The sequence below is a fragment of the Ramlibacter alkalitolerans genome (assembly GCF_016722765.1).
Lineage (GTDB): Bacteria > Pseudomonadota > Gammaproteobacteria > Burkholderiales > Burkholderiaceae_C > Ramlibacter > Ramlibacter alkalitolerans.
In genome coordinates, this window is record NZ_JAEQND010000015.1 from 119,012 (window position 1) to 144,671 (window position 25,660).

Genomic DNA, 25,660 nt, shown 5'->3' on the forward strand with positions numbered 1-25,660 from the left:
AGGATTCAGGACAACCAGAACGCAAAAGCCGCAAAGGTTTCGCAAAAGCCGCAAAAAGGAGGAGCAGGAAGAACCTTGATGTTCTTTTGCGGCTTTTGCGCTTCTTTTGCGGTTTTTGCGTTACCGCTTTCGGTCTTCACTTCCCGCGCTGCTTCAGCTGCGCATCCAGCCGCGGAAACACGCGGCGCGTGTTCGCTTCGAAGATCGCGTGCTTGTCCTCGGCGGACAGGATCGTCGAGGCGTCGATGTAGCGCTTCGTGTCGTCGTAGTAGTTGCCGGTGGTCGGGTCGATGCCGCGCACGGCGCCGATCATCTCGGAGGCGAACAGGACGTTCTTCACCGGGATCACGGTGTTCAGCAGGTCGATGCCCGGCTGGTGGTAGACGCAGGTGTCGAAGAACACGTTGTTCATCACGTGCGTATCGAGCAGCGGGCGCTTCATCTCCTGCGCCAGGCCGCGGTAGCGGCCCCAGTGGTACGGCACCGCGCCGCCGCCGTGCGGGATGATGAAGCGCAGCTGCGGGAAGTCCTTGAACAGGTCGCCCTGGATCAGCTGCATGAACGCCGTCGTGTCGGCGTTGATGTAGTGCGCGCCCGTGGTGTGGAAGCAGGGGTTGCACGAGGTCGACACGTGGATCATGGCGGGCACGTCGTACTCCACCATCTTCTCGTAGATCGGGTACCACCACCTGTCCGTCAGCGGGGGCTCCTTCCAGTGGCCGCCCGACGGGTCGGGGTTCAGGTTGATGCCGACCGCGCCGTATTCGCGGATGCACTTCTCCATCTCGGGGATGCAGGTCTTCGGGTCCACGCCGGGCGACTGCGGCAGCATCGCGACCGGCACGAAGTACTCGGGGAACAGCTGCGCGACGCGGTGGCACAGCTCGTTGCAGATCGCCGCCCAGGTGCTGGAGACCTCGAAGTCGCCGATGTGGTGCGCCATGAAGCTCGCGCGCGGCGAGAACAGCGTCAGGTCGTTGCCGCGCTCCTTCATCAGGCGCAGCTGGTTGCTGGCGATCGACTCGCGGATGTCGTCGTCGCCGATCTGCAGCTCCGCAAGCTTCGGCTTTTGCGAAGGGTCCTGGATGCCGGCGATCTGCCGGTTGCGCCACGCCTCCAGCTGCTTGGGCGCCGTGGTGTAGTGGCCGTGGCAATCGATGATGAGGCTCATGGGTTTCCCTGGTCGGTGGGGTCAGGCCGGCTCCATGCCGTTGCGGCGCTTGGGCGCGGCGGCATCGGGCGAGGCCATGAAGGCCAGCAGCGCGCGTACGGCATCGGGCTGCTGCGAGGTGGCGCACAGCGCGCCGGCGAAGATGGTGTTGATCTGCACGGCGAGCGGCATCGGGCCGAGGATCGTGATGCCTTCGAGGTGGATCAGTTCGCTCAGTTGCTGGAAGCCCAGCGCCACGTCGCCGCGCGCGACCAGCGCGCCGACCGGCACCCCCGGCGGCGCCTGCACCAGCCTGCCCTGCAGGTCCTGCGCGATGTCCCAGCGCTCGAACAGCTTCACCAGCGCCACGCCGCTGGGGCCGGTGGAATAGCCCACCGTTTCGGCGGCGAGCACTGCGCGCCTGAGGGCTTCCTCGCTGGAGATGTCCGCGCGCGGCGCGCCCTCTTTCACGGCAATGGCGACGCCCGATTCGACCAGGTCGACGCGGCTGCCGGCCACGGCCTGCCCGCCCGCGAGCAGCTTGTCGATCGCATCAGCGGCGAGCACGACGAAATCGAAGCGCTCGCCGGCCGCGACGCGCCGGGCGGCATCGACGCCACCGACGGATTCCACGACGACCTTGTGCCCCGTGCGCTGCCCGTAGGCCTGCGCCAGTTCGTTGAGCACCTGGCGGGTCGCCATCGAGGAAATGCCCTGGAGCGTCGCAGTCATGGCGCGGATTGTGGGCGCGGACGTCCGGCCGCGACAGCGGAGGGGATGTCTAGCAGCTATAGCGCTTCGGCATAATCAAACGCAAGGTATTCGGATTCATGGACCTCAAGCAGCTGGAGTACTTCGTTCGCGTCGCCGAGCTGGGCAGCTTCACGCGCGCCGCGATCGAGCTCGACGTCGCCCAGCCGGCCTTGAGCCGACAGGTGCGGCTGCTGGAAGTCGAACTGCGCCAGAACCTGCTGGTGCGCAACGGCCGCGGCGCCGTGCCCACCGAAGCCGGCAAGCTGCTGCTGGAGCACGGGCGCGGCATCCTGTACCAGGTCGAACGCGCGCGGGAGGACCTCGGCCGCCTGCGCGGCGGCCTCGCGGGCCGTGTCGCCGTGGGCCTGCCCAGCAGCGTGGCGCGGGTGCTGACGGTGCCGCTCACGCGCGCCTTCCGCGAGCAGTGGCCCGAGGCGCGGCTGTCGATCAGCGAAGGCTTGTCCAGCGGCCTGCAGGAAGGCCTGGTGAGCGGCCGGCTCGACATCGCGGTGCTCTACAACGCCCAGCCCTCGCGCGAGCTGGACCTGGGGCCGCTGCTGGAAGAGGAACTCATGCTGGTGCAGGCGCGGCCTCCCGGGCTGCCGGAAGACCCGCCGCCGGGGCCGATCCCGCTGGCGGAGGTGGCGCAGTTGCCGCTGGTGATCCCGACGCGGCCCAACGCGATCCGCATGCACGTCGAGGCGCAGATGGCGGACATCGGCTGCCGGCCGAACGTGGCGCTGGAGATCGACGGCGTGTTCGCCATCCTGGACCTCGTGCTCGATGGCGCCGGTTGTGCCATCCTCTCGCGCAATGCGGTGCTCAACTCGCCGCGGCCTTCCGCCTACACGACGCGGGCGATCGGCACGCCGCCGCTGCGCATCCGCCTGTCGCTGGCCACCAGCCTGCAGCGGCCGGCCACGCCGGTGCAGAAGGCGACGCTGGACCTGATCCGCGCCCGGGCCCCCGCGGTCGTGGCGCATGCCCTGTGAGGAGAACGACGATGCGCTTGCTGTTCGCCCTGGCCTGCGCCTTCGCGGCGCAGGCCGTCGCCGCGGCGGAACTGAAGGTCCTGAGCGCGGGCGCCTTCAAGCCCGTGCTCGTGGCACTGCAGCCCGCGTTCGAGCAGCAGACCGGCCACCGGCTGCGCATCGAGAACGACACGGCCGGCGGACTGCGCAAGCGCATCGCCGGCGGCGAGGCTTTCGACGTGGTGTTCTCCAGCCCGGCATCGCTCAAGCCGCTGCAGGAGGCCGGCAAGCTGGCGGCCGCGGAACCGGTGCCGCTGGCGCGCGTCGCCATCGGCGTCGCAGTGCGGCGCGGCGCGCCGCTGCCGGACATCGCCAGCGTCGACGCCTTCCGTTCGCTGCTGCTGAATGCGCGGTCGGTCGCCTACATCGATCCCGCGGCGGGCGGCTCCAGCGGGATCTACCTCGATCGCCTGTTCGAGCGCTGGGGCATCGCGCCGCAGGTGCGCGCCAAGGCGGTGCTGGTGCCGGGCGGCCTGGTCGCGACGCGGGTGGTGGACGGCAGTGCCGAGGTCGGCATCCACCAGATCAGCGAGATCCTGGCGGTGCCGGATGCGGTGCTGGTCGGCCCCTTGCCGGCGGAGATCCAGAACTACACCGTGTATGCAGGCGCGCTGGCGGCGGCCACGAAAGAGGCCGCCGCAGCCCGGGAGCTGCTGGCGGCCTTGCGCAGCCCGCAGGCCGCGCAAATCCTCAGGGCCAAGGGGATGGAGACGCCCTGAGGAGAGGGTCGGAACCTGCCGGCTCCGGCGCCGGGAAACCTCCCTGCCCCCTCTTGGAAGCCATCGTAGGCCTGCTGTCGGGCTGCACCTTGACCGGGGTCAACGCCATACAGATTGCCAGAGCAATTGTGCAAGCGAGGAAACCCTAGGACCCATTTCGGAGATGGCCGGGTCGCTCGTCGTCCTTCACTGGCGCGGGATCTTCGCGCGGGCAATGACGTCGCTCCAGCGCCGGATCTCGCTGGCGAGCAGGTTGCCCAGGTCCTCGGGCGTGCTCCAGCGCGCGTCGACGTTCAGGTCCGCGAGCTTCCTGCGCAGTGCCGGCGTGGCGAGCGCCTTCTTCAGCTCCGCGTTCAGGCGCAGCAGCACGGGCGCGGGCGTGCCGGCCGGCGCCGCCAGCGCATTCCACGAAGCGACGCGCAGGTTCGCCAGGGTGCCGCCCGACTCCGCCGCGGTGGGCACCTCGGGCAGGCCGGTGGGCCGCTTGTCGCCGAAGGTGGCCAGCGCGCGCAACGCCTTCGAGGCCATCTGGGGCCTCAGCGGTGCGAGGATTTCGACGGCCGCGTCCACCGAGCCGCCGCGCAAGGCGGTGATCACCGCGGGCGTGCCGTTGAAGGGCACGACCTGGACATCGATGCCGGCCGTGGTCTTGAACAGTTCGGCCGCCAGGTTCTGCGTGCTGCCGATCGCGACGGTCGCGACATTCAGCTTGCCGGGGTTCGCCTTCGCGTCGGCGAGCAGGTCGGCCAGCGTGCGCAGGCGCGAGTTCTCCGGCACCACCAGCGCCATGTCGAACGTGCCCAGCATCGAGATCGGCGCGAAGTCCTTCCGGGCCGAAAACGGGAGCTTGTGGAACAGCCCCTCGCTCACGGCGGTGCCATTGCTCATGAGAAGCAGCGTGTAGCCGTCCGGCTCCGCCTGCGCCACGAGGTTGCCGGCCGTCACGCCGCCGGCGCCGGGCCGGTTGTCGATCACCACGCTTTGCCCGAGTTGCGCCCCGAGCTGCTGCCCCACCGCGCGCGCGGTGAGGTCGGCGACGCCACCGGCGCCGAAAGGCACCACGATGCGGATCGGCCTTGCGGGCCAGCGGCCCTGCGCGGCAAGCCAGGGCGTGGCCAGCGCGGTGGCCAGGCCCGCCAGTGCCAGTCTCCTGCGAAAGATCATCGGACTATCGTGCCACACCCAGCAGCCGGTCCAGCAGCGCGGGATCGTTGCGCAGGCGCTGCGCTGCGTCCGCGTGCACCACGGTGCCGTGGTCCAGCACGATCGCGCTGTGCGAGATGTCGAGGATCGCCAGCGGATGCTGCTCCACGATGATGGCGGACAGGCCTTCCTCGCGCGTGATGCGCGCGATGGCCCGCAGCAGCTCGCTCACGATGATGGGCGCGAGGCCCTCCAGCGGCTCGTCGAGCAGCAGCAGCTTGGGGTTCACCACCAGCGCGCGCCCCATGGCCAGCATCTGCTGCTCGCCGCCCGAGAGCTGCGTGCCGAGATTGGCCTTGCGCTCGGCCAGCCGCGGGAACATCTCGTAGACGCGCTGCGGCGTCCACGCGCCCGGGCGCGCCACCGCGGTGAGGTTCTCGTGCACCGTGAGCGACTTGAAGATGTTGCGCTCCTGCGGCACCCAGCCGATGCCGGCTTGCGCGCGCTCGTGCGAGGGCAGCCTGTGCAGCGCCACGCCGGCGAGCGCGATGCTGCCGGCATGCTGGCGGGTGGCGCCGGCCAGCGTATTGATCAGGGTCGTCTTGCCGGTGCCGTTGCGCCCCAGCAGGGCGAGCGTCTCGCCCTGCCCCAGCGCGAACGAGACCTCGTGCAGCACCACGGCCTCGCCGTAACCGGCGCTGAGGTTCTCGACGCGCAGCAGTTCAGACATGGATCGCCTCGTTCTCGTAACCGAGGTAGACCGCCTTGACCTGCGGGTTGGCCGCGATCTCGTCCGGCGTTCCCTCGGTGAGCACGGCGCCGTTCACCAGCACCGTCATGCGGTCGGCGAAGCTGAAGACCAGGTCCATGTCGTGTTCGATCAGCAGCACGGAGACTTCCGCGGGCAGCGCCGCCACCGTCTGCAGCAGTTCCTCGCGCTCGCCGGCGGGCACGCCCGCCACCGGCTCGTCCAGCAGCAGCACGCGCGGCTCGCAGGCCAGCGCGATCGCGATCTCCAGCAGGCGGCGCTTGCCGTAGGCGAGATGGCCGGTCTGCTGGTGGGCCACTTCGGCCAGGTGGAACTGCTCCAGCAGCTGCTGCGCCCGCTCCGCGACGCCGCGGTCCCGCCCCAGCGCCGGCCACCAGCGCGCGCCGAGCCCGCGCTGCTGCGAGACCACCAGGGCCAGCGTCTGCAGCGGCGTCATGGACGCGAACAGCTGGTTGATCTGGAAGGTGCGCACCATGCCGCGCCGCACGCGCTGGTGCGGCGCCAGCCGCGAGATGTCCTGCCCCTCCAGCGTGATGCGGCCGGCGGTCGGCTCCAGCACGCCGGTGAGCAGGTTGACCAGCGTCGTCTTGCCGGCGCCGTTCGGGCCGATCAGCGCGTGGCGTGCGCCGCGCCTCAGTTCGAGGCTCACGTCGTTGGTGGCGACGATGCCGCCGAAGCGCTTGGCGAGCCCCTGGCAGGAAAGCACGACCTCGTTCATGACTTCCTCCACCAGGTCCACGGCTTGAGCAGCCGCTCGCGCCCGACCAGCACGAGCACGACCAGGAACAGCCCCAGCCAGAAGCCCCAGTACTGCTGCGTGATGCCGGAGATCCAGTCCTGCATCAGCTTGAAGACGACCGCGCCGGCCAGCCCGCCATAGAGCCAGCCGACGCCGCCGATCACCAGCATCAGCAGCGTGTCGGCGGAACGGTGGAACTCGAACACGTCGAGCGAAGCGAAACCCGAGGTCTGCGTGAACAGCGCGCCGGCCGCGCCCGCCATCGCGGCCGCCACGGTGTAGATCGCGACCAGACGCGCATGCACCGGCACGCCGATCGCCATCGCCCGCAGGCGGTTGTCGCGGATCGCCTGCAGCGTGGCGCCGAAGGGCGAATGCACGATGCGCCGCGCCAGCAGGAACAGGACCAGCAGCACGGTGAGCGAGTAGTACGAAGCGGTGCGGCCCGCCAGGTCGAACTCGAACCTCCCCAGCACCGGCGAGAACATCAGCCCCTGGATGCCGTCGGTGCCGCCCGTGAGCCAGTCGAGCTTGTTGGCCAGTTCCAGCAGGATCAGCGCGACGCCCAGCGTCACCATCAGCCGCGTGAGGTCGCTGCCGCGCAGCACGGTGAAGCTGGCCGCCAGCCCCAGCAGCGCCGCCGCGCCCATGGAAACGAGCAAGCCCAGATGCGGATCGGGGTTCACGTGCTTGCAGAACAGCGCCGAAACGTAGGCGCCGAGGCCGAAGAACGCGGCATGCCCCAGCGACACGATGCCGCCGTATCCCAGCACGAGGTCCAGCGACATGGCGAACAGCGCGAAGATCGCGATCTCGTTGACCATCAGCGCGTGCGAGGGAAACAGCAGCGGCGCCGCGAAGGCGAGCAGCCACACCACCGGCTCCCAGGGCTGGATGCGGCTGGCGCGCAGCAGGTCGCCCTGCCCGCCGGCGCTCATGCCTTGCCGCCTTGCCGCACGAACAGGCCGTTGGGCCGCCACAGCAGGATCACGATCATCAGGCTGTAGACGATGAAGGCGCCCATCTTCGGGATGTAGTACTTGCCCGCGACGTCGGCCACGCCCAGCAGCAGGGCGGCCAGCAGCGGGCCGGTGATCGAGGAGGTGCCGCCCACGGCCACGACGATCAGGAAATAGATCATGAACTTGAGCGGGAACGAGGGGTCGAGCCCCAGCACCTCCGCGCCCAGCGCGCCGCCGAGCCCCGCCAGCCCCGAGCCGAAGGCAAAGGTGGAGAGGAACACCAGGTTGACGTTGATGCCCATGCCCGCGGCCACGCGCTGGTCGTCCACCGAGGCGCGCAGGCGGCTGCCGAAGCGCGTGCGCGCCAGCACGAACTGCAGCGCGATCGTGAGCGCGGCGCACACCGCGATGATGAACAGGCGGTAGTGCCCCATGCCCAGCGAGCCGATCTCGGTGCGCCCCTTGAGCCAGGGGGGCAGCTGCGTGATCTGCTGCGTCGAGCCGACGTAGTAGTCCACGGCGGCGACCGCCATGAAGACCAGGCCGATCGAGAACAGCACCTGGTCCAGGTGCGGCTTGCGATACAGCGGCCGGTACAGCGTGCGTTCGAGCACGGCCCCCAGCAGCGCACTGCCGATGAAGGCAAGCGGCAGGCAGGCGAGGAAGGGCACGTCGAGCCGCTGCATCAGCAGCACGGTGATGTAGCCGCCCACCATGGCGAAGGCGCCGTGGGCCAGGTTGATGAAGTTCATCAGCCCCATGGTCACGGCGAGGCCGACGGCGAGCACGAACAGCAGCATCCCGTAGGCGATGCCGTCGAAGAGGATGGTCAACATGGGTTGAGCGTTGAGCGTTCAGCGTTGAGCGTGGAACAGCCTGGGGTCAGGCATTCACGCTCAACGCTGAACGCCTGACGCTCAACCTCACTTGGATTTGCCCGGGTCCTTCACGTCCTTGATCACGTCGAACTCCACGTTCCAGAGCTGGCCGTCCTTCTTCTCCACCTTGCGCAGGTAGACGTTCTGGACGATGTCGCGGGTCTGGGCGTCGATGAACACCGGGCCGCGCGGGCTCTCGAAGATCTGGCCCTTCATCGCGGCGAGGAGCGCGTCGCCGCCGCCCTTGCCGCCGCTCTTCTTCAATGCTTCGTAGATCACGCGCATGCCGTCGTAGCCGCCCACCGCCATGAAATTGGGGCGCAGGTTCTTGTTGGCCTTCATGAACTCGGCGACGAACTTCTTGTTCGCCGGCGAGGGGTGGAAGGCCGAGTAGTGGTGCGAGGTCACCACGCCGAGCGCGACGTCCCCCATGTCATTGAGCTGGTCGTCGTCGGTCACGTCGCCGGTGCCGATCAGCCGGATGCCGGCCTTGTCCATGCCGCGCTCGCCGAACTGCTTCATCACCGCGGCGCCGGCGCCGGAGGGCACGAACACGAACAGCGCATCGGGCTTGAGGTCGCGCACCTTCTGCAGGAAGGGCGCGAAGTCGGGGTTGCGCAGCGGCACGCGCAGCTTTTCCGGCACCTTGCCGCCGTTGAAGGCGAAGCGCTCGCTGAAGTACTTCTCGGCGTCCAGGCCCGGGCCATAGTCGCTGACCAGCGTGACCACGGTCTTGATGCCGTTCTTGGGCGCCCAGTCCGCCATCGCCACGGAAACCTGCGGCAGCGTGAAGCTGGAACGCACGATGTAGGGCGAGGCTTCCGTGATGCTGGAGGTGGCCGCGGCCATCACCACCAGGGGCGTCTTCGACTGGGTCGCGATCGGCGCCACGGCCAGCGCCGAAGGCGTGATGCCCATGCCGGCCAGCACGTTCACCTTCTCGTTGACGACCAGTTCCTGCGCCAGGCGGCGCGTCTGGTCCGGCAGGCTGGTGTCGTCGCGCACGATCAGCTGGATCTTCCTGCCGGCGACCGTGTCGCCGTTCTGCGCCATCCACAGGCGCGCGGCGGCCTCGATCTGGCGGCCGGTGGTGGCCTGCTGGCCCGTCATGGGCAGGATCAGCCCGATCTTGAACACGTTGTCCTGCGCCGGCGCGAGGCCGCTGGCGCCCAGCAGGGCTGCGGCCGCCGCGGCCTGGAGAAGGGTTCTCTTGTGCATGGCTTGGGTTCTCCTTGGAATGTCTTTGCAGGCGTGCACGTCCCGTCGCGCGCGCGAAGCGTCGGGCCGATTCTTCAGCCCCCTGCCCGCCTCCGCAAACCGCCCGCGCGTCTGGCAGTCATGACGCTTTGCGATGGCAACGGGCGGGATATTACCTTCGGCAAATGAGTCGCACCTCGAGCATCCGGCGTGCCTGAACCCCGGCCCGCGCCGCGGTCTGTATACAGCGCTGGGGCTCCTCGCCATAATCCGTCGAGGCATGACACAGATCACGGTGCAGGTGGCGCGCCGCAGGCGGGAGGCGCTGGAGATCGCGAGCTTCGAACTGGTGAAGCCGGACGGCTCGCCCCTGCCCGCGTTCAGCGCCGGCTCGCACATCGACGTGCAGCTGCCCGGCGGCCTCACGCGCCAGTATTCCCTGTGCAACGACGCGGCGGAGCGGCATCGCTACCGCATCGCGGTGCTGCGCGATGCGCATTCGCGCGGCGGCTCCCGCGTGCTGCACGAGCAGGTGAAGGAAGGCGACACGCTGACGATCAGCGCGCCGCGCAACCACTTTCCGCTGGTGCATGCGCAGCGCACGCTGCTGCTCGCGGGCGGCATCGGCGTCACGCCGCTGCTGTCGATGGCGCAGCGGCTGGCCACCACCGGCGCCGATTTCGCGCTGCACTACTGCACCCGGTCGCTGGAGCGCACGGCCTTCCTCGACGAGATCGCCGCTTCCGCGTACGCCGACCGCGTGCACTTCCACTTCGACGACGGCGCGGCCGCGCAGAGGCTGGACCTCTCTGCCATCCTCGGCGAGCCGGATCCCGGCACGCACGTCTACGTCTGCGGGCCCGCCGGCTTCATCGCGGGGGTGGCGCAGGCGGCGGAGCGCTTTGCCTGGAACAAGGACCAGGTCCATGTCGAATACTTCGGCGCCGTGCCGCAGGACACGACGGGCGACGTCGCCTTCCAGGTCGAGCTCGCCAGCAACGGCAAGCACTGCGAAGTGCCGGCTCACCAGACGGTCTTGCAGGCGCTGCGGGCGCACGGCATTGCGATCCTGAGCTCCTGCGAACAAGGCGTGTGCGGCACCTGCCTCACCCGCGTGCTGCAGGGCGAGTGCGACCACCGCGACCTGTACCTCACCGACGAAGAGAAGGCGAAGCACGACCAGTTCACGCCCTGCTGCTCGCGGGCGAAGGGGCCGGTGCTGGTGCTGGACCTTTGAACCCATCCCACGGAGACCCCAACCATGATGCAACTCCCCGCCCGCTACGACCACGTCGGCTCGTTCCTGCGCCCCAAGTACCTGCTGGAAGCGCGCGCCCAGAAAGCCAAGGGTGACATCAGCGCCGCACAACTGCGCGAGGTCGAAGACCGCGCCATCGCCGAGATCGTGAAGTTCCAGGAGGACGTCGGCCTGCACAGCATCACCGACGGCGAATTCCGCCGCACGTATTTCCACATCGATTTCCTGGAGCAGCTCGGGGGTGTGAAGACCGACGTGCCGGTCACCATCCGCAAGCCCGATGGCAGCGAGGAGCTGGCGCCGCCGGTGATCCGCGTGATCGACAAGGTGCGCCACGCGAAGGACATCCAGAAGGCCGACTTCGAGTACCTGAAGTCGCAGGTGTCGGCCGGCCGCACGCCCAAGGTGACCATCCCCTCGCCGACCATGCTGCATTTCCGCGGCGGCCGCGCCGGCATCAGCAAGGAGGCCTATCCGGAGCTGGAGCCGACCTTCTACGACGATGTCGCCCAGGCCTACGGCGACGAGCTGCGCTCGCTGCACGCGGCCGGCTGCCGCTACGTGCAGATGGACGACACGAACCTCGCCTACCTGTGCGACGAGAAGATGCGCGAGGCCGCGCGCCAGCGCGGCGACGACCCGAACGAGCTGCCGCACCGCTACGCGAAGTTCATCAACAAGGTGGTGGCGCAAAAGCCCGCCGGCATGCTGCTGGCCATGCACCTGTGCCGCGGCAACTTCCGGAGCACGCACGCGGCCGCCGGCAACTACGAGCCGGTGGCCGAGGCGCTGCTCAAGGAAATGGACATCGACGCCTACTTCATGGAGTACGACGACGAGCGTTCCGGCGACTTCCGCCCCCTGCGCTACCTGCCCAAGGGCAAGACGGTGGTGCTGGGACTGGTCACCACCAAGTTCGGCCAGCTCGAAGACAAGGACGCCCTCAAGCGCCGCATCGACGAAGCCGCGAAGTACGCCCCGATGGAGCAGCTCGCGCTCTCCCCGCAGTGCGGCTTCTCCAGCACGGTGCACGGCAACCTGATCGCCGTGGAGGACCAGCGCAACAAGCTGCGGCTGGTGGTGGAGACGGCGCGCGAGATGTGGGGGGTGGACTGAGGGCGACGCGCAAAAATCTTCGACCCGCCTGCAATCCTTCGCAGTAGCCACGCGGGCCGATTCACACTTTCCGCCGCAGACCCGTGAGGCGCCAGCGGCAACAATGCGCATCACGCATAACGTGATGAGCATCCCGCCGTGAAATACCCTTCAGCCCACGACTTCCTGGCGCATGTCGCCGCACGCAATCCCGGCCAGCCCGAATACCTGCAGGCCGTCACCGAGGTGATCGAGAGCCTCTGGCCCTTCATCGCACGCCACCCCAGGTACGCCGAGCACGGCCTCCTGGACCGGCTGGTGGAGCCCGAGCGCATGCTGCAGTTCCGCGTGAGCTGGGTCGACGACCACGGCGACGTGCACGTGAACCGGGGCTTCCGCATCCAGCACAGCAGCGCCATCGGGCCCTACAAGGGCGGCCTGCGCTTCCATCCCTCGGTCAACGCCTCGATCCTCAAGTTCCTCGCCTTCGAGCAGACCTTCAAGAACGCGCTCACCACGCTGCCCATGGGCGGCGGCAAGGGCGGCAGCGACTTCGACCCGAAGGGCAGGAGCCCGGGCGAGGTGATGCGCTTCTGCCAGGCCTTCGTCACCGAGCTGTTCCGCCACATCGGCCCCGAGACCGACGTGCCGGCGGGGGACATCGGCGTGGGCGGCCGCGAGGTCGGCTTCATGGCGGGCATGGTCAAGAAGCTCACCAACCGCGCCGACTGCTTCTTCACCGGCAAGGCACTCGCGTTCGGCGGCTCGCTGATCCGCCCCGAGGCCACCGGCTACGGCACGGTGTACTTCGCGCAGGAGATGCTGCAGCAGCAGGGCCGCGACTTCGACGGCTTGCGCGTCAGCGTGTCCGGCTCCGGCAACGTCGCGCAGTACGCGGTGGAAAAGGCCATGGCGCTGGGTGCCAAGGTCGTCACGGTGTCGGATTCGAGCGGAACGGTGGTCGACGAGGACGGCTTCACCCCCGCCAAGCTCGCCGAGCTGATGGAGGTGAAGAACCACCTGTACGGCCGCGTGAGCGACTATGCCGAGCGCACCCGCACGCGCTTCCATGCCGGCATCCGCCCCTGGGGCGTGAAGGTGGACGTGGCCCTGCCCTGCGCGACCCAGAACGAGCTGGACGAGCAGGATGCACGCACCCTGGTCGAGAACGGCGTCGTCTGCGTGGCCGAGGGGGCGAACATGCCGTCCACGCTCGGCGCCGTGCAGGTGTTCGAGCGCGCACGCGTGCTGTATGCGCCCGGCAAGGCCAGCAACGCCGGGGGCGTCGCCACCTCGGGGCTGGAAATGAGCCAGAACGCGATGCGCCTGTCGTGGCCGCGCGAAGAGGTGGACGCGCGCCTGCTGGGGATCATGAAGGCCATCCACGAGGCCTGCGTGCGGCACGGCCGCCGCGAGGACGGCTCGGTGAGCTACGTGGACGGCGCCAACGTCGCCGGCTTCGTCAAGGTCGCCGACGCGATGCTGGCCCAGGGCGTGGTCTGATCTGGGGGCGGGCCGCGCGCGGGCCGCGGCCGGTTTCGGCGAGAATGCCTCGATGGCCCGTGTGTTGTTGATCGAGGACGATGTCGCCCAGCGCATGATCGCGAGCTTCGCGCTCAGGAAGGCGGGGCATGAGGTGCGCGAGGCGCCCGACGGCGAGCAGGGGCTGGTCGCGGCACGCGCCGCCCCGCCGGAGCTGGTGGTGTGCGACGTGATGATGCCCGGCATCAGCGGCTACGAGGTGGTGGCCGCGATGCGGGCCGACCCGGTCCTGGTCAACGTTCCGGTGGTCCTGCTCACCGCGATGTCCGACCGCCAGCACATGCGCCAGGGCATGACCGCCGGCGCCGACGATTACCTGACCAAGCCCTACAAGCCGGCCGAGCTGTGCGAGGCGATCCAGGCGGTGCTGGCGCGGCGCGAGGCGCAGCAGAAGGCCTTCATCGATTCCATGTCGGGCATGGTCGAGAACGCGCTGGAGCAGCAGAAGGAAACGCTGGGCCGCCAGTACGAGACGCGCCTGCAGCGCGAGATCAATGCCCGCTGGGCCCGGAGCATGGCGCCGGGCGCGGACGTGCGCTACGACCACGCCTTCGTGCTGCTGGCCGACCTGCTGGGCAGCGCGGTCGGCGCCGAGCCGGAACTCGCCGAGCGGCTCAAGCATGCGCAGCAGACCGCTCTGGACACCTTCTACCTGTTCGGTGCCAACCACGTGCTGCCCTATGGCAGCAAGGTGATCGCGGTGTTCGGCGGCGAGTCCAGCCTGACCACGCCGGTCGAACTGCGCGCCGTGCGCGCCGCCGTGGCGCTGGCCAGGAGCGCCGGGCGCGAACGGGCGATCTCGCTCGGGCTGCACGCCGGCCCGATCTCGCTGGTGGCGGTGAACGACGGGCTGCACGGCGACCACGGCCAGGCGCCCGTGCCCGGCGACACGATGAACATGGTGACGGCACTGGAAGAGACGGCCGCCGCCAGCGGCTGGCGCGTCGCCGTTTCCCCGGCCGTGGCCGGCGCGCTGGAAGAGCGCGTCGCCTTCGGCCGGCGCAGCGTCACGCCGCGCGGCGAGCCCGCCATCGAGGTCGTCGGCCTCGGCGCTTGAGGGCCGCGTTCGCGCGGCGCAGAATGCCTGCGGATTCCCGCAGGAGCCCCCGATGTCCTTGCATCTCACCCGGCGGCCGGTGCTGGCCGTCCTCGCCGCCAGCTGCCTGCCCCTGCCCGCCAGCCTGCGGTCGCAGGGCAAGCCGGCCATGCAATCCTGGAAGCTCGCCACTTCGGTGCGCACCGGCATCCACGACGTGGCGCCGGCGCCGGACGGCGGTGTGTGGTTCAGCGCGCAGGCCAGCGGCCACCTCGGCTGGTTCGAGCCGGCCACGGGCCGCACCGAATTGGTCCCGCTGAGCCGGGGATCGTCTCCGCACGGCGTGATCCAGGGGCCGGACAAGGCCGCGTGGCTGACCGACGGCGGCCAGAACGCGATCGTGCGCGTGAGCTGGCCGCAGCGCGCGATCACGGTGTTCCGCCTGCCCGCCGACACCGGCTATGCCAACCTCAATACCCTGGCCTTCGACGGCGACGGCGACGTCTGGTTCACCGGCCAGGGCGGCTATGTCGGCCGCGTCGCCGTGCGCACGGGACAGGTGTCGGTCAAGGAAGCCCCGCGCGGCCGCGGGCCCTACGGCATCTGTGCCACGCCTTCGGGCGACGTGTGGTGGTGTTCGCTGGCGGGCTCCTTCATCGCGCAGATCGACCGCCGCACCGGCGACTCGCGCATCGTCGAGCCGCCCACCCGCGGCCAGGGCGCGCGCCGCGTCTGGAGCGACAGCCGGGGCCGCATCTGGGTGAGCGAGTGGAACAGCGGCCAGCTCTCCATGCACGACCCCGCCAGCAAGGCCTGGCGCGCCTGGCGTGTGCCGGGCAACAACCCGATGATCTATGCCGTCTACGTGGACGAGCGCGACCGGCCCTGGGTCAGCGATTTCGGCGGCAACGCCGTGTGGTCCTTCGATCCGGGCAGCGAGAAGTTCGAGCGCCACCCGCTGCCGCGCGAGAGCGGCAACGTGCGCCAGATCCTGGGGCGCAAGGGCGAGGTGTGGTTGCCGGAAAGCGGGACCGAGCACATCACGGTGATCCGGACCTAAGCTAGCTATCGCACGACGCTGAACACGAGCGCCTGGATCGCGCCATCGACCGCGCCCGGACCGAAGCGCTCAGCCAGCGCCGAAGCGGCCGCATCGGTGGCCGCGGCCAGGCCGCCGGGCGCCCGCGCCTCGATCTCGTTGCGCAGCGGCGTGCCCTGGCAATACGCGATGGCGGGAATGCGTGCCGACGCTGCGCGGCTGCGCGCGGCCAGCACCTCGACGTGCGGGGGCGCCGCGAACCCGCCCTGCGCCAGGTCGCGCGCGACGGCATCGGGATCGTGGTAGCCGTGCGGCACCCGGGCCATGAAGCGCGGCGGATCCTGCGGAAACACGCCCGCCAGTGCCTGCGTGACCACGTCGGCGAATTCGCTGGTCTCGATGCGGTCCCACACGTTGAACAGCAGCGTGCCGCCGGGTCGCAGCACGCGGCGCGCCTCGGCGAAGGCCTTGGCCTTGTCCGGGAAGAACATGACGCCGAACTGGCAGACGAGCGCATCGAAGCTGCCATCCTCGAAGGGCAGCGCCATCGCATCGGCCTGCCGCCACTCCACCGCCCGGGCGGTGCCGCGCGCCTGCGCCCGCTCCAGCATCGGCACGTTGAGGTCGGTGGCGACGATGCGCGTCGCGGAAGGCAGCCGCCGCGCAAGCTGCCGCGTGACGGCGCCGGTGCCGGCCGCGATCTCCAGCACCTCGGTCGGCCGGGTATTGGCGGTGCGCTCGGCCAGGTCCAGCGCGCAGGGCTCGAAGATCAGGGGCACCAGGTAGTCGTCGTAGAGCTCCGGGATGGAGCCCGCGAACAGGCGGTCGCTGGCGTCGTGGCTCACGTCCCCACCCCCTTCCTGGCAGGCGCCTACCGTAGCAGGCCAGGCCGCCCGCCGCAAGTCAGCGCTGCGCCCGGTCCTTCGCGTTCTGCGCCTCGATCCGCTCGCGCGCCGCCTGCCAGTCCGCGTCGCTCCATTCGCGCAGCTCGTAGAAGTTGCCGCCGGTGGCCAGCGCGTTGCCGCCATCCATCATGATGCTCTGGCCGGTGAGCCAGTCGCACTGGCCCGGCGCCATCAGGAAGGCCGCCAGGTTCTGCAGTTCGGCCATCATCCCCGGGCGCGCCATCGGGTTGCGCGCCCGGCTGCGCTCGCCCGGCGCCTCGCCGGGATTGAGCCGCTTGCTCATGCCTTCGGTGGGAATCTCGCCCGGGCCGACAGCATTCAGCCGGATGCCGTAGCGCGCCCATTCGACGGCCAGCGACTTGGTCATGACATCGATGCCGGCCTTGCTCATGGCCGAGGGCACGACGTAGGGGCTGCCGTTGTCGACCCAGGTGGTGATGATGCTCATCACGCTGCGGTACGGCTGCCCGGGCGTCCACCGGCCCGCCCGCGCCTCGGCCGCCCAGCGCTTGCCCACCGCCTGAGTCACGTAGAAGGTGCCGTGGAACACGATGTTGGCGACGGCGTCGAAGGCGCGCGGCGACAGGCTCTCGGTGGGCGCGATGAAGTTGCCGGCGGCGTTGTTCACCAGGCCGGTGAGGCCGCCGCTGTCCCACAGCGCCTGCACCATGTCCTCCACCGCCTGGGCGACGCGGATGTCGACGCCGAAGGTGTCGATGCGCCGCTCGGGGAAGCGCGCGCGCCAGGCCGCGGCGGTCTCGTCGCACACTGCCTTGCGCCGGCCGCAGATCGCGACATCAGCGCCCAGCGCGAGGAAGCGCTCCGCCATCGCCTGGCCCAGTCCGGTGCCGCCGCCGGTGACGAGGATGCGCTGGCCGGCAAAGAGTTGGTTCGCGAACATGACGATCCCTTCCGAATGTGGCGCGCGGCGGCCCCGCTGCGCGCGCGCCTCGCCTAGAATTTTGCGCAGAGAGGAGCCGAGGACCGCGGCGGGCGCAACCCGTCGCACCTCGGCTTTCATTTTGGCAATTTAGCAGTGAAGGACGACGATGCAGGCGATCGCGCGAGGTGTTTTCACGCGTGCAGGCGTGGCCGTGGCCGCCTGGGTGGCGCTCACCGCCCTCGCCCAGCCATCGCCGCAGGCGCCGCAGCCGCAGCCCATGCGCCTGCGGCTGGCGAACAACCTGTGCACCGGCCTCACGCAGCAGACGGTCGGCTGGCAGCTGGTGCCGCCGCTGGCCTCGACCGCCCGCGCCGAAGCCTCGCTGCACGCCACGCTGGCGCAACGCATGGAGCGCGAACGCGAGATGTTCTTCGGCAAGCTCGAGGCGGTCCGGCCCTTCAACGGCCTGTACGCCGTCGCCGACGCCAACCACGCGCTGCTCGGGCCCAACGAGGGCGGCCGCTACAGCGTGGGCCTGGAATGGGAGCTGTTCGACCGCGGCCGCGAGGACGCCCGGCGGCAACTGGAGCGCGCCCGCATCGAGAACAAAGTGCAGTACCTGCAGATGCTGCGCGACACGCAGGAGCGCGAACTGCAGGAACACCTGCTGGCCATCCAGCAGATGCGCAACAAGCTGCTGGCCTCCCTCTACCAGCGCGAAGCGGCCGCGATCCAGCCGGTGCTGCAGCGGCGCCGGCAGGAACTGGCGGCGGGCCGCGCCACCCGCGCCGACGTCGCCGAGATCGAATACCGGGCCGAAGTGGCGGCCCTGCGTGGCCGGCACTTCGCCGCCCTGCCCGACGTGCTGGTCTATCCGCAGGCCCACGAGCTGATCAACCGCATCGAGGGGGTCGACCTGCGGCCAGCGCCGGACCTCGTCGACCGCGCGGTGGAGCGTTCGCCCGAGGCGCAGTTGCAGGCGCTGCTGGTCGCCCGCCTCGAGTACCTGCCGCGCGCCCGTGACCGGCTCGCCCTGAGCCTGTTCGCCGAGCGCGCCAAGGACTTCGACCGCGGGCCCTACAACGTGGCAGGCGTGCGCATGCGCATCCCGCTGGACCACGACCGCGGCCGCGACGAGGTGGTGGACGCCGGGCGCGAGCTGTACACCGGCCAGCGCGAATCGGTGCGCGCCGCGCTGGAACAGAGGATCACGCTGCTGTCCGAGCGGCTGCGCGGCAAGCAGACCGACATGCGCGTGCTGCAGGCCCAGAGCCGCCTGCTGCGCCAGAAGGTGGACCTCGCCTGCCTGCGGCTGGACCACCCGGTGTCCTCGCTGCCCGGCGACCCGGACCGCGACGTCGAGGAGCTCTCGCTGCAGCTGCAGGAGCTGCAGCGGGAGATCCTCACTTCGCGGCTGGACGTGCTGGAGGTGCTGACCCAGCTCAGCGCGCTGGTGAAGCCGCGCGACCCGCAGGAGCTGTACTCGCTGTCGTCGCCGCACTGACGACGGTGTTGCCCGGGCCGTCCGGCGGCGCCCAGCGGGCGTCCTTCGGGGTCTGGAACACCGGGCCCCACTTGTGCTCCGGCGGGATCGCGAAGCGCACGTCGCGCACGGTGTTGTGGTGGCTGTTGCCGCCGTGGAAGTTGACGTCCACCTCGGTGTCGATGTCGCGCAGCGCGTTGAAGGCCGAACTCCATTGAAGCGCGATGTGGCGGATGTTGCGCACCGTGCAGTGCTCCACGGTGCCGCGGTAGCTGCGCGCGATGCGCAGGTAGCCGCTGCCGCCGTCGCCCTTGTTCCAGGCGCCATCCAGCAGGCAGTCGCGCACCGTGAAGCCGTGGCTCTGCTCGATCGAGACCGGATGCCGGCCGGCATTGAGTACGGTCACGCGCTCCACTTGCGCGTCGTCGGTCCAGAACAGCGAGATGGCGTCGACGGCAACCGCGGGGACTGCGTTCTCGTACACGTGCCTGAGCGAAGCGATGTCGCGCCCCGGCGCCCGCTGCTCGATGGTGAAGTCGGCCAGCCGCACGCCGCGCACCGGGCGCACCCGCAGGACTTCGGTGCGGCCGGCGTCGAAATCCAGGCCGGTGGGGGCCGACAGCCGCAGGCCGCCCTCGTCGCGGCCGGCCACCTTCACGAGTGCCTGGCGCAGGAAGGGATACTCGCGCCGCCACTGCTGGCTGCCAAGCTGCCGGAACAGCGCATCGTCATTGGCCTGCTTCAGCCAGACGAGGCTGCCGGCCTCGAACGGCGCCGGCGTCGCGATCTTCAGCAGCGTGTCGCCGGCCGCGAGCGGCCTCGCCAGGTATCCGACGCGCGGCCCGGGCTGCCCCTCGACCCGGATCACCGCCGACTGCGGCGCGCCCACGTGCGACACGATGCGCGTGCGTTCCCGGCCGGCGCCCACCAGCGTCACCTCGTCGCGGCGGATCACCAGCGGCTGCATGAAATCGAGCTGGCCGGCGGGCAGCCGAAGCGTGATCGGACCCGGCGGCTGGCGGTCGATGAGCGCCTGCAGCGCCGCGGCATCGTCCTGGCCGTCGTCCGGCCGCACGCCGCCCTTGCCCCGGCCGGCGTCGATCACCTCGGCGGGCGCGGACTGCGCCGCGAACAGCTCGGTGCCGGGCAGCCGCAACGCGCTGTGCGTGAGCAGCACCGCCAGCGCGAAGGCCGCATAGGCAAAGGCCATGCGCCAGGTCGGAACCAGCCGGCGCAGGCCGCGCGCCTGCACCGACTTCTGCTTCGCCTTGCCCTTGCTCCAGTCCTGGTCCGCCAGGTGGTGCCAGGCCTTGATCTTGACGATGGAGCCGACCCACTGCGTGTACAGCATGATCGGGATGGTGCGCAGGCTCACGGCGTGGCCATGCCAGGCGATCACCACCAGCTGCACGCTGCGCACCAGCACCGCCCAGGAGAGATACAGCGGCAGGAACAGCACCGACTTCGTGATCGCCAGCACGCCGGCCCCCGCGATGCCGACCAGCGAACTCCACATCGAGATGCGCTGGTCCAGCAGCACGAACCAGATGAACCAGCCGGTGCGCCCCGGCCCCAGGGCCAGCGAGCGGGGGTTGTTGCGCAGCGTGTTGCCGAACCAGCGGTACGGCAGGGACACGCTCGCCTTCAGGAAGGGCTCGTTGCGGCTTTCCAGGGAGACACAGGTCACGTCCGGCAGGTACAGCATGCTCCAGCCGCCGCGCAGCACGTGGAACCACGAGCTCTTGTCGTCGCCCATGAGGAAGCGGAAGCGCCCGTGCAGCCAGTGCTCGATGGTGTCGTTCTCCATCATGCGCAGGAAGTCCTCCTGCACCACGATCGAGGTGCGCAGCACGGAGAAGCGGCCGGTGAGCGTGAGCACCTTGTGCGAGAGGCTGTGCGACTGGAACAGCACCTGGCGCTGGCCGAACTTGAGGTCGAACCAGTTGCGGTACCAGGGGGATCCGCCGGGAATGCAGGCTTGCTCGTTCGTCGTGACGGCGCCGAGGTCGCGGTAGGCCATGAAGAAGGGCAGCACGCGCAGCAGCGAACCCGGCTCGAGCCACGAGTCGCCATCCATGAACACGGTCACGCCATCCGGCTCGTCGTCGTAGCGACGCGCCACCGCACGCAGGGCATGGCCCATCGCGATGCGCTTGCCCTGGCTCTGGCGCTGGAAGACCAGTTCGATCCGGCCCTCGCGCAGGTAGGGCTCGCTCGCCGCCGCGATCACCTGTTCGTCCTCTTCGCTGCCCACCGCGACGACCACCGTCGCTGCACAGGGCAGCGCCAGCAGGTTCGTCATCAGCGCCGGCATGGACTCCTGGCTGACCCACGCCTCCTCCAGGTACGAAGGCACGACGACGAAGATGCGCTTCGGCCAGGGGCGTGCCTGCGCCACGCGACGTGCCGTCGCGCGCAGCCGCGGGTAATGCCACGCGGCGTACCACGCGGCGCGCGCGTAGTGCAGCAGCTGCCAGCCATAGCGCCACAGGGCGAAGACGCTGACCAGGATCAGCACCTCGTCCTGGATGCCGTGCAGTTCCTCGCGGCCCCAGGTGAAAAGCCACAGCGCGGCGCCCCCGTACAGCAGCACGGGCGGCACCGCCGAAGCGAGCGCATGGAGCCGCGAGTTGCGCCCCATCACGACCAGGGCAAGGCGGGATTGCGGATCCAGACGTTCACGCGGGAGTTGACCGGCAGCCGCACCTTGCGGTCGTCGAAGTCCAGCTTCACCAGCGTCTCGTTCAGGCCGCCTTCCTGCGTGACGGCCGCCGTGGCCGAGGCGGCATTGAGGCCGACGCCGGACACCTTGGCGCTGTACTTGCGGTCGTCGCTCGCGACGTAGATCTGCGCCGGCATCCCGAGCTTGAGCTTGACCGCGTCGTCGTTGGGCACGCGCAGGAAGACGCTGGGCGTGACGTCCGCTTCCAGCAGCACCACCGGCTGGTTGGCGGTGACGAACTCGCCCGGCAGCCGGTCCACCGTGAAGACCTTGCCGCGCACCGGCGCGCGCACCGTGCGGTCGGCCTCCTGGCGCGCCAGCAGCACCTTCTTGGAGGCGAGGTCCAGCCGCAGCTTCGCGATCGTGTCGGAGTTGTCCAGCGTCTGCACGTGCGTGGCGCCCTCGGCCACCTGGCGCATGTAGTTCACGCGCAGGTCCTGCACCTGGTTGGCCACCAGCATCAGCTCGCGCTGGGTGATGGCGCCGGCGGCCAGCAGCCGGCGCGCCGTCGCGAGTTCGGCCTCGCGCTCGGACCAGTCGCGCCGCAAGGTCTGCAGCACACCTGCTTCCGCCTGGCGGCGCACGCTCGTGAGCCGCGTCTGCTGCCTGGCGAGCTCACCGACCTGTTGCTCGAGCGCCGTGATCTCGTCGCGCAGCGTCGGGTTCTCCACCGTGAACAGTGGCGTGCCGGGCTCGACCCGGGTGCCCGGCTCGACCAGCAGCTTGCCGATCTGGCCCACGTTGTTGGCGGTGACGCGGGCGATGCTGCCGCCGACGAAACCCGTCCCCTCGAGCTGGTACGTCAGGTTGTACCAGACGATGCCGGCGCCGGCCGCCAGCACGGCCAGGCCCGCGACCACGCTGCCCAGCAGGCGCCCGTGCCGCGGGGACGGCTGCAGCGCCGGCATCCCGCCGCTGCCCAGCGTGAGCGGCGCCTGGGCGGCGTGCGCCGCGCCCGGCAGCGCCGCCGCGGCCACGATGTCCTGCACGTCGCCGAGCTTGCCCTCCAGGGAGAGTTCGATGTAGTGGCGCAGCAGCTTGCGGTTGCGTGGCGACAGATCCTGGAACTCGAAGCCGGCCACGCCCTCGTGCACGCCGCGGAACACCATCCGGACCGGCACGACCAGCGTCGACTCCTGCAGCGGGAAGCTCACGCGGGCGGCTAGCACCTCCCCTTGCGCCGGCAAGGCGTCGAGGTCGCCCAGCCCGACGCCGGTGGTCGACCAGTCGCGTGCGACGTGGCTCCTGCCGCCGATCTCCACGAAGAGCGGGATCGAAACGCGCATGGCCTTGCGCGGCAGGTTGGCTTCCCTCGACATCATGACGCGCTCCCTCGTAACAGCAGCACAGCATCGTCACGATTGATACATGCGCAGAGGCAGCGTGAACGCCCCTAACGGCTGTAGGAGCATGCCTACGGCCGAAGAGGACGGGCCTGCCAGCCCGCGCCAATGCTGGGGCACTACCCTTCGCGCACCGCCATCGCAGAGGGAGCCAACAGGATGAACGTCACCATCGTCGGCACGGGCTACGTGGGCCTGGTTACCGGTGCCTGCCTTGCGGAACTGGGTAACAACGTGTTCTGCCTTGATGTCGACCAGGCCAAGATCGGCCTGCTCAACGCCGGCGGCATGCCGATCCACGAACCCGGGCTGCAGGAAATCATCCAGCGCAACGTGGAGGAAGGCCGGCTCACGTTCTCGACCGACGCCGCCGCCAGCGTGGCCTTTGCCGACCTGCATTTCATCGCCGTCGGCACGCCACCCGACGAGGACGGCAGCGCCGACCTGAAGTACGTGCTGGCCGCCGCGCGGCAGATCGGCCGCCACATGGAAGGCTTCAAGGTCATCGTCGACAAGTCGACGGTGCCGGTCGGCACGGCGGAGAAGGTCGCCGCTGTCGTGCGCGAGGAACTCGCGCAGCGCCGCCGCGACGACATCGCGTTCTCGGTGGCGAGCAACCCCGAGTTCCTGAAGGAAGGGGCGGCCATCGACGACTTCATGCGGCCCGACCGCATCGTGCTGGGCGTGGAAGACGACGAGCGCGGCGAGCGCGCGCTGGCGATGCTGCGCGAGCTGTACCGGCCGTTCAACCGCAACCACGAGCGCACCCGCGTGATGGACGTGCGCAGCGCCGAATTCACCAAGTACGCGGCCAACGCGATGCTGGCCACGCGCATCAGCTTCATGAACGAGCTGGCCAACCTGGCCGATCGCGTGGGCGCCGACATCGAGCTGGTGCGCCAGGGCATAGGCTCCGATCCGCGCATCGGCTACAGCTTCCTCTACGCCGGCACCGGCTACGGCGGCAGCTGCTTCCCGAAAGATGTCGACGCCCTGTGCCGCACGGCGCAGGAACACGGGCTGCCGCTGCAGGTGCTGGACGCCGTGCAGCGCGTGAACCATGCACAGAAGCAGGTGCTGCTGGAGAAGGTCTGGCACCAGTTCGGCAAGCGCCTGGCGGGCCGCACCTTCGCCGTCTGGGGCCTTGCGTTCAAGCCCGGCACCGACGACATGCGCGAGGCGCCGAGCCGCTCCATCATCCGGGCCTTGCTGCAGGCGGGCGCGCGCGTGCGGGCGCACGATCCGGTGGCGCAGGAGCAGGCCGCGCGCGCGCTGGCCCTGGACCTGCAGGACCAGCCGCAGCTGCTGGCGAACGTCACCTTCGTGGCCAAGCCGATGGACGCGGTGGCCGACGCCGATGCGCTGGTGGTGCTCACCGAGTGGAAGAACTACAAGAGCCCCAACCTGCGCGCGCTGCGCGAGGCGATGCGCTCGCCGCTGGTGCTCGATGGCCGCAACCTCTATGAGCCGCATGCGATGGCGGCGGCCGGCATCACCTACATGGGGATCGGTCGCAGCAACCTGGCGCTGCTGGCGCCCGCGCAGCGGGTGCAGCCGGAGGTGCGGGTCGTGTCCGATCCGGTACCGGCCGACGAAGTGGCGGCGGAATCCGGCGCAGTGGCTGCCGCCGAGGAAGAACCGATCGCGGTGCTGGCCGGACTGGCGACGCAGGCCGCGGCGGAAACGCACAAGCTGCACGGCGAGCGGCCGGCGGCCGGCGACGCCGCGGCCGCTTCGGCCTAGTCCGCGCTGCGGACGGTGCGCGGCGTACCTTGCGGCGCCGCTTGCGGAGCCTTGCGCGTGAGCGCGAGGGCCAGCGCACTGCCGCAGCAGGCCATGGCGCCCAGCTGGTAAGGGCCGAGCGGCTCCGAGTGCACGATGGCGCCGGTGACCATCGCCACGATGGGCACCATCACGGACGACAGGCCCGCTACGCTGGCGGGCAGCAGGCCGACGATGGCGAACCAGGCCGCGTTGCCGATCCCCATCGGCACGATGGCGATGTAGGTGATCACGAGCACGGTCTGCCACGAGGGCACGAACCAGTGGCCCCAGCCGATCCACACGGAGCCGACCCAGAGGGGCAATGCGGCGATCAGCAGTTGCCAGCCGGTCAGCACCAGCGCCGGGACCGGCACGGCAGCGCGCTTGAGGACGACGGTGCCGAGCGCCCAGCCGAAGCCGGCCAGCAGTCCGAGCAGGAAGCCGGCCGGCGCGCTCGCATAGGCCGCGCGTGCCGGCACCAGCAGCAGGCCGACGCCGGCGGCGGCCAGCGCCACGGCCAGCCACATGCGCGGCGTGGGCCGTTCGCCGAACAGCGCCCAGACGACGAGAACCGTCCACATCGGCATCGTGAAGCCGAGGATCGCGGCCTGTCCGGAAGGAATCAGGATGGCGGCATACGTGCTGGCGAGGTTCCAGACGACGAGGTAGATCACGGCGGCCGCGGTCACCGGCAACCAGTACGCCCGCGGGATCGCCGTGGACAGGCCGCGGGCGCGCGCGAAGGCGAGCAGCAGGACGCCGGCGGCCGTGAGGCTCACGGCGCGGAAAGTCCAGACCGAGACTTCGCGCACCGCGAGGGGAAACAGCGCCCAGTTGGTGCCCCAGACGAGCGTGAGGACGAGGACGAGGGGAAGCGCCTTGGCGGCGGGGCTGCGGTGCGCCATGCGGGGATCATGCCGGTTCCGGCGCCGGCGCGCTTCTCTGTTGTTTCCGCGAAGGCGGCTTACCTCGTCATTCCCGCGAAGGCGGGAATCCAGGGCTTTGACCGTCGTTCCCGCGAAGGCGGGAATCCGGGGCTTTCCCCGTCATTCCCGCGAAGGCGGGAATCCAGAGCTTTCAAGGGAAAGGCGGCCAACGGCCGCCTTCATCGGGAGCTCTGGGTCCCGGCGGTTTCAACCGGTCAATGCAACGGTGGCTGCCAGCCTTTCGGCTGGTGACTCGAATCCCAAAGTCTCTCTGGGACGTGTATTGAGCTTTCTGGCGACCTGGTCTAGCTGCTCCTGCGTGT

The 25,660-nt window shown here is 69.9% G+C and carries 23 protein-coding genes; 9 read left to right on the forward strand and 14 right to left on the reverse strand.

The features are described 5' to 3' along the window. Window positions 1-5: 5 nt before the first annotated feature. The 3 genes from JI746_RS28090 to JI746_RS23665 are packed head-to-tail and all read right to left on the reverse strand — an operon-like array spanning window position 6 to window position 1,882. Window positions 6-140, reverse strand: coding sequence for a hypothetical protein (locus tag JI746_RS28090; RefSeq protein WP_269129495.1), 135 nt, complete (start codon window positions 138-140; stop codon window positions 6-8). Continuing rightward, a complete protein-coding gene (locus tag JI746_RS23660) occupies window positions 137-1,171 on the reverse strand; it encodes an amidohydrolase family protein (protein WP_201692748.1) in 1,035 nt (344 codons plus the stop codon). The genes JI746_RS28090 and JI746_RS23660 overlap by 4 nt, the downstream gene beginning before the upstream one ends. Before the next feature lie 21 nt (window positions 1,172-1,192). Then, window positions 1,193-1,882 carry a substrate-binding domain-containing protein gene (locus tag JI746_RS23665; protein WP_201692749.1) on the reverse strand — a complete coding sequence of 230 codons (690 nt, stop codon included), beginning with the start codon at window positions 1,880-1,882 and terminating at the stop codon, window positions 1,193-1,195. A 98-nt stretch (window positions 1,883-1,980) separates the two neighbouring features. Between JI746_RS23665 and JI746_RS23670 the strand changes: the two genes are divergently transcribed. Together JI746_RS23670 and JI746_RS23675 are read left to right on the forward strand one after the other, a co-directional pair. Then, window positions 1,981-2,895 (forward strand): LysR substrate-binding domain-containing protein, encoded by a 915-nt coding sequence (locus tag JI746_RS23670; RefSeq protein ID WP_201692750.1) that lies wholly within the window; start codon window positions 1,981-1,983, stop codon window positions 2,893-2,895. Window positions 2,896-2,906: 11 nt separating this feature from the next. After that, the gene (locus JI746_RS23675; RefSeq protein ID WP_201692751.1) at window positions 2,907-3,653 is read left to right on the forward strand and encodes a substrate-binding domain-containing protein; all 747 of its coding nucleotides are present in this window, start codon (window positions 2,907-2,909) and stop codon (window positions 3,651-3,653) included. A gap of 186 nt (window positions 3,654-3,839) precedes the next feature. Here JI746_RS23675 and JI746_RS23680 read toward each other — a convergent pair whose 3' ends face one another. The 6 genes from JI746_RS23680 to JI746_RS23705 form a co-directional block, all read right to left on the reverse strand. Continuing rightward, complete coding sequence (locus JI746_RS23680; RefSeq protein ID WP_201692752.1) at window positions 3,840-4,817, reverse strand: Bug family tripartite tricarboxylate transporter substrate binding protein; 978 nt, start codon at window positions 4,815-4,817, stop codon at window positions 3,840-3,842. A 4-nt stretch (window positions 4,818-4,821) separates the two neighbouring features. Then, window positions 4,822-5,526 carry an ABC transporter ATP-binding protein gene (locus tag JI746_RS23685; RefSeq protein WP_201692753.1) on the reverse strand — a complete coding sequence of 235 codons (705 nt, stop codon included), beginning with the start codon at window positions 5,524-5,526 and terminating at the stop codon, window positions 4,822-4,824. Continuing rightward, entirely contained in the window at window positions 5,519-6,283 is a 765-nt protein-coding gene (locus JI746_RS23690; RefSeq protein ID WP_201692754.1) for an ABC transporter ATP-binding protein, read from the reverse strand. Before JI746_RS23690 ends, JI746_RS23685 begins: the two co-directional genes overlap by 8 nt. Then, a complete protein-coding gene (locus tag JI746_RS23695) occupies window positions 6,280-7,242 on the reverse strand; it encodes a branched-chain amino acid ABC transporter permease (protein WP_201692755.1) in 963 nt (320 codons plus the stop codon). Before JI746_RS23695 ends, JI746_RS23690 begins: the two co-directional genes overlap by 4 nt. After that, window positions 7,239-8,102, reverse strand: a complete 864-nt coding sequence (locus JI746_RS23700; protein WP_201692756.1) for a branched-chain amino acid ABC transporter permease — start codon at window positions 8,100-8,102, stop codon at window positions 7,239-7,241. The genes JI746_RS23695 and JI746_RS23700 overlap by 4 nt, the downstream gene beginning before the upstream one ends. A gap of 87 nt (window positions 8,103-8,189) precedes the next feature. Continuing rightward, window positions 8,190-9,362: an ABC transporter substrate-binding protein gene (locus JI746_RS23705; protein ID WP_201692757.1), complete on the reverse strand. Its 1,173-nt coding sequence runs from the start codon at window positions 9,360-9,362 to the stop codon at window positions 8,190-8,192. A 259-nt stretch (window positions 9,363-9,621) separates the two neighbouring features. On the opposite strand from JI746_RS23705, the gene JI746_RS23710 reads away from it, so the two are divergent. The 5 genes from JI746_RS23710 to JI746_RS23730 all read left to right on the forward strand — a co-directional run bounded on the left by JI746_RS23710 (window position 9,622) and on the right by JI746_RS23730 (window position 15,332). Further along, the gene (locus JI746_RS23710) at window positions 9,622-10,578 is read left to right on the forward strand and encodes a PDR/VanB family oxidoreductase (protein WP_201692758.1); all 957 of its coding nucleotides are present in this window, start codon (window positions 9,622-9,624) and stop codon (window positions 10,576-10,578) included. A gap of 24 nt (window positions 10,579-10,602) precedes the next feature. Further along, window positions 10,603-11,715, forward strand: coding sequence for a 5-methyltetrahydropteroyltriglutamate--homocysteine S-methyltransferase (locus tag JI746_RS23715; RefSeq protein WP_201692759.1), 1,113 nt, complete (start codon window positions 10,603-10,605; stop codon window positions 11,713-11,715). 138 nt (window positions 11,716-11,853) lie between these two features. Beyond that, window positions 11,854-13,197 carry an NADP-specific glutamate dehydrogenase gene (gdhA, locus tag JI746_RS23720; protein ID WP_201692760.1) on the forward strand — a complete coding sequence of 448 codons (1,344 nt, stop codon included), beginning with the start codon at window positions 11,854-11,856 and terminating at the stop codon, window positions 13,195-13,197. 52 nt (window positions 13,198-13,249) lie between these two features. After that, window positions 13,250-14,293, forward strand: a complete 1,044-nt coding sequence (locus JI746_RS23725) for a response regulator transcription factor (protein ID WP_201692761.1) — start codon at window positions 13,250-13,252, stop codon at window positions 14,291-14,293. 52 nt (window positions 14,294-14,345) lie between these two features. Then, window positions 14,346-15,332 (forward strand): Vgb family protein, encoded by a 987-nt coding sequence (locus JI746_RS23730; protein ID WP_201692762.1) that lies wholly within the window; start codon window positions 14,346-14,348, stop codon window positions 15,330-15,332. Between the two features lie 5 nt (window positions 15,333-15,337). Here JI746_RS23730 and JI746_RS23735 read toward each other — a convergent pair whose 3' ends face one another. Both JI746_RS23735 and JI746_RS23740 read right to left on the reverse strand, forming a co-directional pair. After that, window positions 15,338-16,156 carry a class I SAM-dependent methyltransferase gene (locus tag JI746_RS23735; protein ID WP_201692763.1) on the reverse strand — a complete coding sequence of 273 codons (819 nt, stop codon included), beginning with the start codon at window positions 16,154-16,156 and terminating at the stop codon, window positions 15,338-15,340. A gap of 58 nt (window positions 16,157-16,214) precedes the next feature. After that, complete coding sequence (locus tag JI746_RS23740) at window positions 16,215-17,117, reverse strand: SDR family oxidoreductase (protein WP_201692764.1); 903 nt, start codon at window positions 17,115-17,117, stop codon at window positions 16,215-16,217. A gap of 193 nt (window positions 17,118-17,310) precedes the next feature. On the opposite strand from JI746_RS23740, the gene JI746_RS23745 reads away from it, so the two are divergent. Further along, window positions 17,311-18,603: a TolC family protein gene (locus JI746_RS23745; protein ID WP_201692765.1), complete on the forward strand. Its 1,293-nt coding sequence runs from the start codon at window positions 17,311-17,313 to the stop codon at window positions 18,601-18,603. Here JI746_RS23745 and JI746_RS23750 read toward each other — a convergent pair. Together JI746_RS23750 and JI746_RS23755 are read right to left on the reverse strand one after the other, a co-directional pair. After that, complete coding sequence (locus JI746_RS23750) at window positions 18,542-21,223, reverse strand: glycosyltransferase (protein WP_201692766.1); 2,682 nt, start codon at window positions 21,221-21,223, stop codon at window positions 18,542-18,544. The genes JI746_RS23745 and JI746_RS23750 overlap by 62 nt on opposite strands. After that, window positions 21,223-22,626, reverse strand: coding sequence for an HlyD family efflux transporter periplasmic adaptor subunit (locus JI746_RS23755; RefSeq protein ID WP_201692767.1), 1,404 nt, complete (start codon window positions 22,624-22,626; stop codon window positions 21,223-21,225). The genes JI746_RS23750 and JI746_RS23755 overlap by 1 nt, the downstream gene beginning before the upstream one ends. Before the next feature lie 180 nt (window positions 22,627-22,806). On the opposite strand from JI746_RS23755, the gene JI746_RS23760 reads away from it, so the two are divergent. Further along, the gene (locus JI746_RS23760; RefSeq protein ID WP_201692768.1) at window positions 22,807-24,390 is read left to right on the forward strand and encodes a UDP-glucose dehydrogenase family protein; all 1,584 of its coding nucleotides are present in this window, start codon (window positions 22,807-22,809) and stop codon (window positions 24,388-24,390) included. On the opposite strand, the gene JI746_RS23765 is transcribed toward JI746_RS23760, so the two are convergent. Further along, window positions 24,387-25,316 carry a DMT family transporter gene (locus JI746_RS23765; RefSeq protein ID WP_201692769.1) on the reverse strand — a complete coding sequence of 310 codons (930 nt, stop codon included), beginning with the start codon at window positions 25,314-25,316 and terminating at the stop codon, window positions 24,387-24,389. The two genes, JI746_RS23760 and JI746_RS23765, sit on opposite strands and share 4 nt — an antisense overlap. Window positions 25,317-25,660: the final 344 nt, after the last annotated feature.